This window comes from Caballeronia sp. NK8 (assembly GCF_018408855.1).
Classification (GTDB): Bacteria; Pseudomonadota; Gammaproteobacteria; order Burkholderiales; family Burkholderiaceae; genus Caballeronia.
In genome coordinates, this window is record NZ_AP024327.1 from 518,200 (window position 1) to 532,331 (window position 14,132).

Below are 14,132 nucleotides of genomic sequence, written 5' to 3' on the forward strand. Positions count from 1 at the left end.
CCTTACTTCGCGCCCTGATCCGCGCCGAGATACTGCTTTTCCAGGCGGCCGATGGTGCCATCCTGCTTGAGGCGCGCGAGCGCGGCGTCGAGCGCCTGCAGCGTCTTGCCATCGCCCTTGCGCACGCCGATCACGCTGCTCGCGCCCAGCAACGCCGGATCGTCGATCCGCGGCCCTGCGAGCTCGAAGCGCGCGCCCTGCGGCTTCGCGAGAAAGCCGAGCCGCGCCGCCGAGCCGACCACGACGGTCGCATCGAGCCTGCCGTTGACGAGGTCGGCGTAGATACTGTCCTGATCCTGATATTCGCGCACGATCACGCCGCGCTTTTCCCAGTTCGCCTTCACGAACGCAGTCTGCGTCGAGCCTTGCAGCACGCCGACACGCTTGCCCACGAGCTTCGCCGCATCAGGCACGAGACCGCTGCCACGCGCGGCGACGAGGCGAATATCCGCCGCATACACGGGCTGCGTGAAGTCCATCACGGCCCGGCGCGCGGCCGTGGGCGCCATCGACGCGTTGATCGCATCGAACTTGCGCGCCTGCAATCCGGCGATGAGTCCGTCGAAGCTGCTTTCCACCCACACGCACTTCACGTTCGCCGCGGCGCACATCGCATTGCCGATGTCGATGTCGAGTCCGGCGAGACGGCCATCGGGCAACTTGTATTCGTAAGGCGGATAGCTCGGGTCGGTGCCGAAACGCAAGGTGCCGGCGGCGCACGCAGCTGCTGCCGCGGTCAAGGCGACGGCCACGAAAAGCGCGCGTACTCGATGATGCTTCATCGAAAACTCCTTCAGACAAGGGATGAAATGGAATTCAGGCCGCGCAACGGTCCAGCGCGAGCGCCACGAAGAAGCGCACGCCGAGCGGCAGCACGTCGTCGTTGAAATCGAACTCGGGATGATGGCAATACACGCCGCCCTGACCCAGCAGCGCATAGGCGCCCGGCTTGCGCAACAGGAATTCCGAGAAGTCTTCGGAGCCATTGAGCGGCGCGAAATCGCGCAGCACGTTGGGCGCGCCGAAGATGTCGTTGGCCACGCGAGCCGCCGCTTGCGCCTGCTCGCGATGATTGATCGTCGCCGGCGAGCTGTTGCAAAACGCGACGGAGATCGCGCATTCGCTCGTCATCGCGATGCCCTCGCAGATCGCGCGGATACGCGACTTCATCTGCGTACGCACGCTTTCGTCGAACGCGCGCAGCGTGCCCGTCAGCGCCGCGTGCGACGGAATCACGTTCGGCGCGCTGCCTGCATGCACGCTGCCGATGCTCAGCACAGCGGTCGCGCCGGGATCGATCGAACGGCTCACGACCGTCTGCAACGCGCAGATGAGTTGCGCGGCGGCCATCACCGGATCTTTCGTTTTCTCGGGCGCCGATCCATGTCCGCCCACGCCGTGTACGTCGATCACGATTTCATCGCATGACGCGAGCATCGCGCCGTCGAGCACGCCGAACGTACCCGGCGGAAAATGCGGCGCGTTGTGCAGCGCGTAGATTTCGTCGTAGCCGAAGCGCGTTTCGATGTCGTCGGCGAGCATCGCGTTCGCGCCGCCGCCCGTTTCCTCGGCGGGCTGAAACACGAGCACCACCGTGCCCGCGAAATCGCGATGTCCGCTGAAGTGCCGTGCGGCGCCGAGCAGCATCGCGGTGTGGCCATCGTGGCCGCATCCGTGAAAGACGCCCGCGCGTTGCGAGCGATGCATCGGCACGCCCTCTTCCTGCATCGGCAGCGCGTCCATGTCGGCGCGCAATGCAATCGTGCGCCCCTTGCCGCGCAGTCCATGCACGACACCCACGACACCCGTGCCGCCGATGCCCGTATGCGTTTCGATGTCCCACGCCTGCAGCTTCGCCGCGACGAGTTCGCTCGTGCGATGCTCGTCGAACGCGACTTCGGGATTCGCGTGAATGTCGCGCCGCAAGGCGACCAGTTCGTCGATATCGATGTCGACGGTGTTCGTTTTCACCCTTGCGTCTCCTTGTATACTTCGGCCTCGCATCCGTGCCGCTTTGCGCATACTAGGGGCGCGCCGGCCCGTGCCGGTTTCCAATTTCTCATGCACATAGCCAACGCTTATGGAACGGGGAACGCTCAAGACCGCGCAATTGCAGACGCTCGTCGCCATCGCCGAGCACGGCACACTGATGGCCGCCGCCGATGCGTTGAACGTATCGCAGCCCGCGGTCACGAAGAGCATCAAGGAACTCGAAGCGCGCCTCGGCGTGCAACTGCTGGAGCGCAGCGGCGCGGGCGTGCGTCTCACGCGCTACGGCGAAACGCTGTTGCGCCGCGCGCGCGCCGTGGTCGCGGAAATCGTGAGCGCCGAGCGAGAACTGGACGAGATGAAGTCGGGCATCGAGCGCACCTTGTCGATCGGCGTGTCCTTGCTCGCATCGTCGATCGCGGTGCCCGACGCGTTGCGCGCGTTTCGCGAGCGGCTGCCCGGTGTCCGCCTCAACGTGCATGAGTGCGTGCCCGCGCAGATCATCGATGGGCTGCGCGACGGGTCGTTCGATCTGTGCGTCGCGTTCGTCGCCGACAGCGACATCACGGCGGAATATCGCGTCGTGCCGGTCAGTGAAACGGCGCAAGTGCTGGCCGTCCCGCGCGGCGATCCGCTCGCGAAGGAAAGGCAGCTTGCGCGCATGACGGCCGCGCGCTGGCTCTATTACCACACGCGCGACAGCCTGCCCGCGTTCTGGCGCGAGCTATGCGGCGGCAGCACCTTGCCGATGCCGTCGCATGTGAACATCTGCACGTCGCAGCGGCTCTATGCGCAGCTGGCGCAGGAAGCGGGAACGATCAGCGTGTGGCCCGAGCCGCTGCTCGATGAGGAAATTGCGCTCGGCCGCATGGAACGCCTGCACAGCGACGCGCAGACGACACGCCTCACGCTCGGCCTCATGTATCGCAAGGATCTGGTTTTGAGCGCGAGTCTCGAATACTTCATCGAGTGCATCCGGCGCACGGCCTAGCTTCAAACCACCTTGCGCAGATCGAACGGCGTCTCGCGCAGGCGCTTGGCCGTAAGACTGAACACGGCATTGCTCACCGCCGGCGCCACCGACGGACTCGACAACTCTCCGACGCCGCCGGGCTTCGCCGGATCGCCCTGCACGATGTGGATGTCGATGTCGGGCATGTCGCTCATCCGCATCACGCGATACGAATCGAAATTGGTCTGCTGAACCTGGCCGCGCCGGATATCGACGCGATCGGCGAGCGCGTGCCCGAGTCCCCACATCAAGCCGCCATACAACTGCTCTTCCACGCCGCCCGGCGAAACCGCCAGCCCGCAATCGGCCACGCACGTGAGCTTCTCGATCACGATGCCGTCGTCCCGCCGCGACACACGCGCGATCACGGCGACATAGCTGCCGTACGCCCGGTTCGTCGCGACGCCGAGCGCCGTGCCGCGCGGCAGCGGCTTGCCCCAGCCGGCTCGCGCCGCGGCCTCGCGCAATACGGCGACATGCCGCGCGTCCTGCATATGCGCGAGCCGGAAGTCGAGCGGATCGCGATGCCCCGCATGCGCGGCTTCATCCATGAACGACTCGACCGCGAACACGTTCGGGATGTAACTCACCGCGCGATACCAGCCGGTCGGCACGCCCGTTTCGTGACGCACCCAGCCGATATCGACATGCGGCGCGCCATACGCGAACTCGAACTTGCTGATTGCTTCCGTGGTGCTGTAGTCCATGCGATCGGGACGATCGAAATAGCCCGGCTCCCACTGTTCCGGCGATGCGGGCATCACCGCGCGCAGTTGCAATGCCGACAGATTACCGCGCGCGTCGAGCACGGCCCGTGCGCGGTGATGGCTCGCCGAGTGATAGAAGAGCGCGCGCATTTCGTCTTCGCGGCTGTTCATCAGCTTGACCGGCTTGCCGGTCTGCAGCGCGAGCCAGGTGACTTCGAAGAGCCAGTATTTCGATTCCCGCGCACCGAAGCTGCCGCCCGAAACCAGTTCATGCAACACGACACGGTTCGCCGGAATGCGGCCGATCACTTCGGCTGCCTCCTGCGCCGTCGATGGCACTTGCAAGCCGCCCCAATACGCGATGCCGCCGTCTTTCGCCCACGCTGTCACGTTGATGGGTTCGAGCGGATTCGACGCCTTGTAAGGCATCGAATAAGACGCTTGAATCACGCGCGGCCCGCGCTTCAGTATCGATGCCGCATCGCCGCTCTTCACAGTCGGCACGACGCGCGCGGCGGGATCGTCGAGCCATGCGGCCTGTTGCGCGGGCAGATCGTGGCTGTCGAAATTTTCGAAGGCGCTGTCTTCCCATTCGACGTGCAACGCGGCCTGTCCCTTGTGCGCGGACCAGTAATCGTCGGCAAGCACGGCGACGCCCGCCTGATTGCCGCCGAGCACATCCGGACGGCCGGGTATCTGCAGCACCTGGCGCACGCCGGGCACGGCGAGCGCGGCTTTGGCGTCGACGCTGCGCACGCGCGCATCGATCACGGGCGCGCGCGTGACGACCGCGACGAGCATGCCGGGCAAGCGCACGTCGATGCTGTACGCAAACTTGCCGCACACTTTCTGGGCCGCATCGCGCTTGCTGCGCAACTTCCCGATGTATTTGAACTGCGACGCATCCTTCAGGCGCACGTCCTTGGGCGCAGGCAAGCTTGCGGCGCTCATCGCGAGCGATCCATAGCTCGCGCGCGCGCCGTTCGCCGTGCCGATCACGAAGCCGTTATCGGTCGAACACGCAGCAGGCGACACGTTCCACTGCTTCGCGGCGGCAGCGATCAGCATCGCGCGAGCGGTCGCGCCCGCATGACGCAAGCGATCGTATTCGAGCGACACGCTCGTGCTGCCGCCCGTCGAAAACACCTTCCACAAGGGATGAATGTAATCGGCATAGAAGGGATTCTCCGGCGTGATCACGTCGATGCGAAACGGATCGACATCCAGTTCCTCCGCCACGATCGCCGCGAGCGCGGTGCGCGTGCCGGTGCCGGAATCGTGCTTGTGGACGACGAGCTTGATCGTGTCGTCGGGCAAGACGCGCACCCATGCGTTCGGCTCGAATTCCTGGTCCTTTGCGTGAGAATCGCCGCTCTTCGCCAGTGCCTCGGGCAAGCGAAAGCCGATCGCGAGTCCCGCTACGAGCAGCGCCGAACTCTGCTTCATGAAACGACGGCGCGCCGCGCCATGTTCGATGTGCATTCAGGCCTCCGCCGCCGCGCGCTTGATGGCACGGCGGATGCGCGCATACGTGCCGCATCGGCAGATGTTGCCGGACATCGCCGCCGTGATGGTTTCATCGCTGACGGCCGGCTTGCCCTTGAGAAACGCCGCCGCCTGCATCACCTGTCCCGACTGACAATAGCCGCACTGCGGTACGTCCTCGGCGACCCACGCGCGCTGCAAGGGATGCGTGCCATCCCTGGACAGACCTTCGATCGTCGTGATGCGTCTGCCCGCTACAGCCGCGACGGGCAACAGGCACGCGCGCACCGCATCGCCGTCCAGATGCACCGTGCACGCGCCGCAAAAGCCGCCGCCGCAGCCGAATTTGGTGCCCGTCAAACCCAGCGAGTCGCGCAGCACCCACAACAGGGGCATGTCTTCCGGTACATTGTCGAGCGAGTGCCGCGCGTCGTTGACGATGATTTCGATCATGCGCTGTCTCCTGAATGTCGTTCGTGCGTGCGGTCATTATCGGAAGCCGATACGCAAGCGCGCCAGCGACGATTTCTTTGATCATCCGTAAGCCCGGCTAACACCCATGTTGAAGCGCTACCCTTCGATCCAGTCGATGCAGGCCTTTCTGCAGGCGGCACGCGCCGGCAGCTTTTCGAGCGCGGCGCGGCAGTTGTCGCTCACGCACAGCGCGATCAGCCAGCAGATCCGCACGCTCGAAGAGTTCGTCGGCCAGCCGCTGTTCGTGCGCGAGGGCGCGCGCGTCGTGCTCACCGATGCGGGCGCGCTCTTCGCCAACCAGCTGGGCGACGGCTTCGAGCAGATCGACCGTGCGTTGTCGTCGGTGAAGGAGCGCGCGGTGAACCAGTCGATCACGCTCGACGTCGATCCCGAACTCGCGCAAAGCTGGCTCGTCGCACGTTTGCCCGCGTTGCTCGGCGCGTTGACGGGCACTTCGCTGACGATGCTGTCCGCGCCGCGCCACGATCGCAGCGCATTCGAGCGCGTGGATCTCGCGCTGCGTTACGGCTATGGCGAATGGGATGGTTTCGAGAATGCGCTGATCTGCGGCGACCGTCTGACGGTCATGGGCTCGCCCGCCCTGTTGAACGCGCGCGGGCTCGCGGCACCGCTCACGCCGGAACAGGTGCTCGCGCTGCCTTTGCTCGGCTACACCAAGCGCTCATGGATTCCGTGGCTCGCTGCCGCCGGCCTGCCGGAAGTGGAACCGCATGCGCTCGCTGTCTTCGACAACGCCGCGGGGCTTATCGCGGCCGCGAGCGCGGGCGTGGGCGTCGGCCTTGCGCGCGGCCTGCTCGCCGCCGATGCGCAACGCGACGGCAGACTGATCGAACTCACGCACGTCGAGATTCCGACGCACTACAACCTCTACGCCGTTTGGCCGCGCGAGAAGTCCGCGCGCGTCGCGCCGCTCGTCGATGCGATACGCGAACTCGTCGCGCAAACGGTCAACGCGCGCCCCCGGAGTTGACGACATCGCGCACCGTGTCGAGAAACCGCGCCAGCACGGGCGACGGCGTTTCCGCGCGATAACGCGCATGCAGCGACACTTCGGGACGCGGCGCCGCGAGCGGCACGAATGCGACGCCGCCGCCCGACAACTGCTGAGCCGATGCAGGCAGCAACGCAACGCCAAGCCCTTCGCGCACGAGACAGAGAAGCGTGTGCAGTTCCACGACTTCCTGCTCGATGCGCGGCGTGAATCCCGCTTCGACGCAACAGTCGCGCAGAAACCGCGCGAGTTGCGACTGCAGCAAGCCGAACGACAGAAAGCGCTCGGTTTCGAGCTCGCGCAACGCGATCTCCCCGCGTGAAGCGAACGGATGCGACAACGGCAACGCGACCACCGCCGGTTCGCGCAACACCACTTCGCTGACGATCTCCGGATCTTCGTGCGATACGCGAAAGAAGCACACATCGAGCCGCCGTTCCTTCAACGCCTGAATCTGCGCGGCCGGCGTCATCTCGTGCAGCGTCCACCTCACTTGCGGATGATTGCGCGCGAACACGCCGAGCGCGCGTGGTATCGGCTCGACCATCGCCGAGCTGATGACGCCGATCTCGAGGCTCCCCACTTCGCCGCGCCCCGCGCAACGCGTGAGATCGATCGCGCGCTCGAACTGCGCGAAGATCAGCGGCGCCTGTTCCTTCAGTGTTTTCCCTGCCTCGGTCAGTTCGACGCGATGTTGCGAGCGCAGAAAGAGCGCAGTGCCCATCTCCTCTTCGAGGATGCGGATCTGCTGACTCAATGGCGGCTGCGAAATGTGCAGGCGCGCGGCTGCGCGGCCGAAATGCAGTTCATCGGCGAGCACCGCGAAGTACCGCAAAAGCCGCATGTCCATATCGTCAACGTATCAAGATCGTGATCAAAAAATATTGTACAGAGCGTACATAACTTGTGAGACTGCATCGCAAGCAGCAGTGCACATCAGTGTGACACTCGATGCCGGCGAGGGGAAGACGCAAGCAAACCGCGTCTTGCAAAAGGCCGCATGGGCAAGCTCGCGAGAGCTTTCGTTCCATCGATGCGCCTGCCCGCGATCCGGCAACTGGACACGCCAGTTCCCCTCAAGGAGATCGAGACCATGATCATCGACACAAGCTGTTATCCGACCAATCTCGTCGACCTCGCCTGGCGCCATGACGGCGAGCCGTTTTCCGGCGAGCGCCTGATCGAGGTGATGGACGGACCGTACATCATCAACGGCAAGCCACGCCGTATCGACAAGGCTTTCATTCAGCCGCCGCAAGGCAACACCATCTATACGTGGACCGACGGCGTGCGCTCCGGCCGCGAGTCGATCGACGACTATATGGCCTATACCGTCGAGCTCACGCAGAAGTATCCCGACCGTCTGCTCGGCTGCTTCGTCTATAACCCGCGCTGCGGCCCGCAGAACGGCGCCGACGCGATCGAGTTCTATGCGAAGGAGCACGGCTTCAGGATGGTGCAGTTGCAGGCCAACATGCATGCGTATCGTCCGGACCGCGCGCTCGACTGGCTGCGCCCGGCGTTGCGCAAATGCGCGGACCTCGGGCTGATCGTGAAACTGCATACCGGCGATGGTCCCTACAGCATTCCGAGCGAATGGTATCCGCTGATCCGCGAGTTTCCGTCGGTGCCGTTCATCATGGCGCACTTCGGCGTGCAGACCGGCGGCGTGTATTGCTTCGAGCCGTATCAGATGGCGCTCGATACGCCGAACGTGTATTGCGAGTCGAGCTGGTGCCTGCAATCGCGCATCGTCGAGTTCGCGAAGGTGTTGCCCACGCACAAGATCCTGTACGGCTCGGACACGCCGCCCAACGAACCGGGCATGTGGCTGCGCCTGCTCGAAGTGCTCTGTCACGAGCCGCCGCAAGGCCTCAACCTCGACGAAGACACGCTCGAGGATTATCTCGGCAACAACCTCGCGCGCATGCTCGGCATCGAACCGAGCGCGCCGCCGCGAAGCGTCGAGGAAGCACAGGCCTATCTCGACCAATGCAAAGAATCTGACTACGCAGGAGCGCGCTGATGATCATCGATACCCATCTGCATCCGACCAATCTCGTCGACGAAGCCTGGCGGCATACGGGCGAGCCCTTCACCGGCGAACGCCTGCTGAAGATGATGGACGGCCCGTACATCATCAACGGCAAGCCGCGCCGTATCGACATGGGCTTCATTCAGCCGCCGCCGGGCAACACCGGCTATCGCGACGGCAACCGGCGCGGGCGTGAAGGCATTCGCGATTACATGTCGTATATCGCCGAGCTTACGCAGAAGTATCCCGACCGCTTCATCGGCAACTTCACGTATAACCCGCGCTGGGGTCCGGAGAACGGCGCGGCCGAACTCGAATTCCACGTGAAGGAATACGGCTTCAAGATGCTCAAGCTGCACGCGAACATGCATGGTTATCGGCCGGACCGCGCGCTCGACTGGCTGCGCCCCGCGATGAAGAAATGCGCGGAGCTGGGCGTCGTCGTGCTGATCCATACCGGCGATGGTCCGTACACGATTCCGACGCAGTTCTATCCGATCATCCGCGAATTCCCGATGGTGAACTTCATCATCGGTCACTTCGGGATTCAGACGGGCGGCAATTACTCGTTCGAAGCCTTCTGGATGGCGATGGATACGCCCAACGTCTATTGCGAATCGGGCTGGTGCTATCAGTCGCGCATCGTCGAATTCGCGCGTCAGTTGCCGCGCAACAAGATCGTGTTCGGCACCGATTCGCCGCCGAACGAGCCGGGCATGTGGCTGCGCGAACTTGAAATGCTGTGCGGTCCCGCGCCGCAGGGCATGGATCTCGACGAGGACGGCCTCGAAGACTACATGGGCAACAACATCGCACGGCTGGTCGGCATCGAACCGACGAAACCGCCGAAAGACCTTGCCGAAGCGGAGAAGCGATTGAAGGCGACCTACGTGAAGAGCGACGAAGTCGCGCAGACAGCCTGACATCACGCGGGGCGCGGTTGCGCACGCGCCCCTTCTTCCTTCCGACGGAGCTCACGATGGCCGATAACCTCTTTCGCGCCACGCAGGACTTTCATTGCTTCGCGCTTGCTTATCGCGAGCGTTATCCGGACGACGTGCTGACGCTCACGCAGCCGCTGTCCGCCGATCAGGATGTCACGGCGGTCGTCGCGGCGCTCGCATCACGCGGACAGCATCCGATGCTCGTGTGCGAGAACGTCGACGGCATCGGCACGCCTCTGGCGACCAACTTCTTCGCCTCGCGTGAGCGCATCGGCCGCTTGTTCGACGTCGATGCGCGCGGTCTCTTCGACGCCTGGCAACAGCGCGCGAATGCGCCGATCGCGCCTGTGCATGTGGCAAGCGGCCCGGTGCTCGATGAAGTCATCGAGGCCGACGCCGTCGATCTCGCGCAACTGCCGATGATCCGCCACTTCGCCACCGATCGCGGCCCGTACATCACGAACGCCGTGATCGTCGCGGAAGATCCGGTGACGGGCATCGCCAATCTCAGCTATCACCGCTCGATGCGCCACGCGAGGAACGCGCTCGCGACCAGCCTGCATTCGCGCGGCCACTTGTGGCGCATGTTGCAGACGGCGCAGGCGCGCGGCGACACGCTGAAGGTCGCGATGGTCATCGGCGCACATCCGTTGTTCATGCTCGCTGCCGCATCGCGCGTGCCTTTCGGAGCCGATGAACGCGCAATCGCCGGGGGACTCTTCGGCGCACCGCTGGAACTCGTGCGTACGCCGCGTTACGGCATCGGCGTGCCCGCCGCCGCGGAGTTCGTGCTCGAAGGCACGATCGATCCCGAAGCGCGCGCCGAGGAAGGCCCGTTCGGCGAATTCACGGGCTATTCGTCGGACCGTTCGACCAACAACGTGTTGCGCGTCGACACGATGATGCGCCGTCGCGATGCGTGGCTCGTCGATGTCGTCGGCGGTCCGTATGCCGAGCATCTCACGCTCGCTCGCCTGCCGCGCGAAGCGGAGATGAGCGAGAAGCTGAAGGCGCGCTTTCCTTCCGTCACGGCGCTGCACTATCCGAACTCCGGCACGCACTTTCATTGCTATGTCGCGCTGAAACAGACACGCGATGGCGAAGCGCGTCAGATCATGCTCGCGCTGCTCGGCTGGGACCCGTATCTCAAGCACGTCGTGGCCGTCGATAGCGATATCGACATCACGGACGATTCACAGGTGCTGTGGGCGATCGCCGCGCATGCCCAGCCGCATGAGGACGTGTTCATCGTCGGCGGCTTGCCGGGCAGTCCGCTCGATCCGTCTTCGTCCGTGGATGGCACGACCTCGCGCATGGGCATCGACGCGACGCGCGGTTCGCATTTCGACGGCATACGCGCGCGCATCGGCGAGGATGCGATGCGTCGCGCGGAAGAGATTCTCCAAGGAGCCACGCGATGAGCACGCGACGCATCGCGGTGGGCATCAGCGGCGCGTCTGGCTTCGTGTACGGCGTGCGGCTGCTGGAATGGCTGCGCGAACTCGATATCGAAACGCACCTGACCATCTCGCGCAGTGCGCTTCTCACGATGTCGCACGAAACCGACTACAAGCTCGCCGATGTAAGCGCGCTCGCAAGCCACACGTATCGATGCGACGACGTGGCCGCCGCCATTTCGAGCGGCTCGTTCCGCACGCTCGGGATGATCGTCGCGCCGTGCTCGATGAAGACGCTCGCCGAAATCGCCAGCGGACTCTCATCGAGCCTCATCTCGCGCGCCGCCGACGTCACGCTCAAGGAGCGCCGCCCGCTCGTGCTGCTCGCACGCGAAACACCGTACACGCTGGCGCATCTGCGCAACATGGTCGCCGTCACGGAGATGGGCGGCATCATCTCGCCGCCGGTGCCCGCGTTCTACGCGCGCCCCGCTTCACTCGACCAGATGATCGATCACACGCTCGGGCGCGTGCTCGATCTGTTCGGCCTCGAATGCAACGGAGTGCGCCGCTGGAAGGAACACGAAGCCTGACTGACTCGAAGACTCAAAGGAGACATGCAATGACTCACATCCACACCACGCATAACGCATTCGACAAGATTCCGGTCACGGTGCTGACCGGCTTTCTCGGCGCGGGCAAGACCACGCTGCTCAACTACATCCTGCGCGAAAAGCACGGTCACAAGATCGCGGTGATCGAGAACGAGTTCGGCGAAGTCGGCATCGACGGCGGACTCGTGCTCGAATCGACCGAAGAAATCTATGAAATGACCAACGGCTGCGTGTGCTGCGTCGGCGCGGTGCGCGAGGACCTCGTGCGTATCGTGAGGATGCTCGTCGAGCGGCCCGAACGGCTGGATCACATCATCGTCGAGACGAGCGGGCTCGCCGACCCCTATCCGGTTGCGCAGACCTTCTTCATCGACGATCCGATCGCGCAGCGCGTGACGCTCGACGCCGTCGTGACGATGGTCGATGCGAAGCATATCGCCGCGCATCTCGACGATCTCGTTCTCGATGGCCGCGACAACCAGGCCGTCGATCAGATCGTGTGCGCGGACCGCATCGTGATCAACAAGGTGGACCTGGTGACGCCGCAGGACATCGCGACGCTCACGGAGCGACTTCGCGGGCTCAATGCGACGGCCGAGATCGTCGAGTCGAGCTACGCGCAGATCGATCTGCGCGGCATTCTGGGCGTGGGCGCGAATGAGTTCGCGCAACAACTCGTCGAAGCGGACGATCACCATGACCACCATGACCACGATCATCATGACGAAGACCATGACGATCATCATCACGACGACACCGTTACATCGGTAGGCATCGAAGTCGACGCGGATGTCGATCTCGACGCGCTGCAGGCGTGGCTTGCCGAACTGCGCGCATCGGACGCGACGAATCTGTTCCGCATGAAGGGCATCTTCGCGGTGAAGGGCCAGCCGTATCGCTACGTGCTGCAAGGCGTGCACGACATCGTCGAATTGCGCGCGGCGCAGGCATGGGGCAGCGAGCCGCGCTCGTCGCGCATGGTGTTCATCGGACGCGAGCTCGACCGCGCCGCGCTGACCGAGCGCTTCCATGCCTGTCTCGCCGTGCCACTCATGGCCTGACGAACCAGGCCGCCGATAAAGATAATCAGGAGACACGTGATGAACACCGACCAACACCCCGTCGATCGCGTCCTGCCCAAACGGCAGATGATCACGCTCGGCCTGCAGCACATGCTCGTCGCTTATATCGGCGCGATTGCCGTGCCGTTGATCGTCGCATCCGCATTGAAGATGTCGCCCGCCGACACCACCGTGCTCATCAGCACGGCGCTCTTCTGCTCGGGCATCTCGACGGTGCTGCAGACCGTCGGGTTCTGGAAGTTCGGCGTGCGCCTGCCGATCCTGCAAGGTGTCGCGTTCAGCAGCGTGGGCCCGGTCATCGCGATCGGCATGAGTCCTGGCGTCGGCTTCGCGGGCGTGTGCGGCGCGGTGATCGGCGCGGGCGTGTTCACGATGTTCGCCGCGCCGCTCGTCGGACGCTTGCGCCGCTTCTTTCCACCTGTCGTGACGGGCTGCATCGTCACCGTGATCGGCCTGCAGCTCTTTCCGGTCGCGTACCAGTGGGCGGGCGGCGGCGAGCATGCGCAGCAGCACTTCGGCGCGCTGCCGTATCTGAGCGTCGCGTTGTTCGTCGCGCTGGTGATCCTTGCGATCAACCGCTTCGCCAATGCGTTCCTGCGCAATCTATCGGTGCTGATCGGCCTGATCGGGGGCAGTGCCCTGGCCTGCGTGCTCGGCATGGGCGACTTCCGCAATGTCGCCGACGCGCCGTGGTTCACGATGCCGCTGCCGTTTCACTTCGGCATGCCGGTGTTTTCCGTGGTGCCCGTACTGACCATGATCGTCGTGATGGTCGTGCAGATGGTCGAGTCGATGGGTCTCTTCGTCGCGATCGGCGATATCGTCGACAAGAACATCAGCGAAGAGGACGCGGTGCGCGGCATGCGTGCAAACGGACTCGCGAGCGCGATTGCGGGGATGTTCGCTGCGTTCCCGTTCATCGCGTTCATGGAGAACGTGGGCCTCGTCATTCTGACCGGCGTGCGCAGCCGATGGGTCGTCGCGGTGAGCGGCGTGCTCATGTGCGTGGTCGCGCTGGTGCCTAAGTTCGGCGCGGTGGTGGCCTCGACGCCTGCGGCCGCGCTCGGCGGCGCGGGCATCGCGATGTTCGGCGTGGTGGTCGCCGCGGGCGTGCAGACGCTTGCGAAAGTGGACTTCGAGCGCAATCGCTACAACGTGCTGATCGTCGGCTTCACCATTGCGACCGCGCTGATTCCCGTGATGGCGCCACAGGTCTTCAGGCAGATGCCCGAGTGGACGCAGCCCTTCGTGCACAGCGGCGTGGTGCTCGCGTGTCTCGTATCGGTCGTGCTGAACGCCGTGCTCAACGGCGCGCACGAAGATGACGTCGTGCCTGCGCACAACATGGTGCGCGAGTAAAACATGATGACAGGACGAACCT

13 protein-coding genes are annotated in these 14,132 nt (G+C 64.4%); 8 read left to right on the top strand and 5 right to left on the bottom strand.

Going from position 1 to position 14,132, the window contains the following annotated elements; translation table 11 throughout:
• Positions 1-2: 2 nt before the first annotated feature.
• Together NK8_RS40060 and NK8_RS40065 are read right to left on the bottom strand one after the other, a co-directional pair.
• Positions 3-782: a transporter substrate-binding domain-containing protein gene (locus tag NK8_RS40060; protein ID WP_213234184.1), complete on the bottom strand. Its 780-nt coding sequence runs from the start codon at positions 780-782 to the stop codon at positions 3-5.
• A 34-nt stretch (positions 783-816) separates the two neighbouring features.
• Positions 817-1,971, bottom strand: coding sequence for an amidohydrolase (locus NK8_RS40065; protein WP_225936653.1), 1,155 nt, complete (start codon positions 1,969-1,971; stop codon positions 817-819).
• A 109-nt stretch (positions 1,972-2,080) separates the two neighbouring features.
• Between NK8_RS40065 and NK8_RS40070 the strand changes: the two genes are divergently transcribed.
• Positions 2,081-2,980: a LysR family transcriptional regulator gene (locus NK8_RS40070; protein ID WP_213234186.1), complete on the top strand. Its 900-nt coding sequence runs from the start codon at positions 2,081-2,083 to the stop codon at positions 2,978-2,980.
• A gap of 2 nt (positions 2,981-2,982) precedes the next feature.
• On the opposite strand, the gene NK8_RS40075 is transcribed toward NK8_RS40070, so the two are convergent.
• Together NK8_RS40075 and NK8_RS40080 are read right to left on the bottom strand one after the other, a co-directional pair.
• Positions 2,983-5,190, bottom strand: coding sequence for a xanthine dehydrogenase family protein molybdopterin-binding subunit (locus NK8_RS40075; RefSeq protein ID WP_213234187.1), 2,208 nt, complete (start codon positions 5,188-5,190; stop codon positions 2,983-2,985).
• Entirely contained in the window at positions 5,191-5,646 is a 456-nt protein-coding gene (locus tag NK8_RS40080; RefSeq protein WP_213234188.1) for a (2Fe-2S)-binding protein, read from the bottom strand.
• Positions 5,647-5,752: 106 nt separating this feature from the next.
• Between NK8_RS40080 and NK8_RS40085 the strand changes: the two genes are divergently transcribed.
• The gene (locus NK8_RS40085) at positions 5,753-6,658 is read left to right on the top strand and encodes a LysR substrate-binding domain-containing protein (RefSeq protein WP_213234189.1); all 906 of its coding nucleotides are present in this window, start codon (positions 5,753-5,755) and stop codon (positions 6,656-6,658) included.
• On the opposite strand, the gene NK8_RS40090 is transcribed toward NK8_RS40085, so the two are convergent.
• Complete coding sequence (locus NK8_RS40090; RefSeq protein ID WP_162069307.1) at positions 6,636-7,529, bottom strand: LysR substrate-binding domain-containing protein; 894 nt, start codon at positions 7,527-7,529, stop codon at positions 6,636-6,638. The genes NK8_RS40085 and NK8_RS40090 overlap by 23 nt on opposite strands.
• Before the next feature lie 243 nt (positions 7,530-7,772).
• Here NK8_RS40090 and NK8_RS40095 point away from each other — a divergent pair, with 243 nt between their 5' ends.
• Genes NK8_RS40095 through NK8_RS40120 form a run of 6 tightly spaced genes read left to right on the top strand, consistent with a single transcriptional unit; the run spans position 7,773 to position 14,110 of the window.
• Positions 7,773-8,705, top strand: coding sequence for an amidohydrolase family protein (locus tag NK8_RS40095; protein ID WP_061177573.1), 933 nt, complete (start codon positions 7,773-7,775; stop codon positions 8,703-8,705).
• On the top strand, positions 8,705-9,637 hold the full coding sequence (locus tag NK8_RS40100; protein ID WP_061134279.1) for an amidohydrolase family protein: 933 nt from the start codon (positions 8,705-8,707) through the stop codon (positions 9,635-9,637). The genes NK8_RS40095 and NK8_RS40100 overlap by 1 nt, the downstream gene beginning before the upstream one ends.
• A gap of 56 nt (positions 9,638-9,693) precedes the next feature.
• On the top strand, positions 9,694-11,079 hold the full coding sequence (locus NK8_RS40105; RefSeq protein WP_213234190.1) for a UbiD family decarboxylase: 1,386 nt from the start codon (positions 9,694-9,696) through the stop codon (positions 11,077-11,079).
• On the top strand, positions 11,076-11,648 hold the full coding sequence (locus NK8_RS40110; RefSeq protein WP_213234191.1) for a UbiX family flavin prenyltransferase: 573 nt from the start codon (positions 11,076-11,078) through the stop codon (positions 11,646-11,648). The genes NK8_RS40105 and NK8_RS40110 overlap by 4 nt, the downstream gene beginning before the upstream one ends.
• 29 nt (positions 11,649-11,677) lie before the next feature.
• Entirely contained in the window at positions 11,678-12,730 is a 1,053-nt protein-coding gene (locus tag NK8_RS40115) for a GTP-binding protein (protein ID WP_213234192.1), read from the top strand.
• Positions 12,731-12,769: 39 nt separating this feature from the next.
• Positions 12,770-14,110, top strand: a complete 1,341-nt coding sequence (locus tag NK8_RS40120) for a nucleobase:cation symporter-2 family protein (protein WP_213234193.1) — start codon at positions 12,770-12,772, stop codon at positions 14,108-14,110.
• The last annotated feature ends 22 nt before the right edge of the window (positions 14,111-14,132 follow it).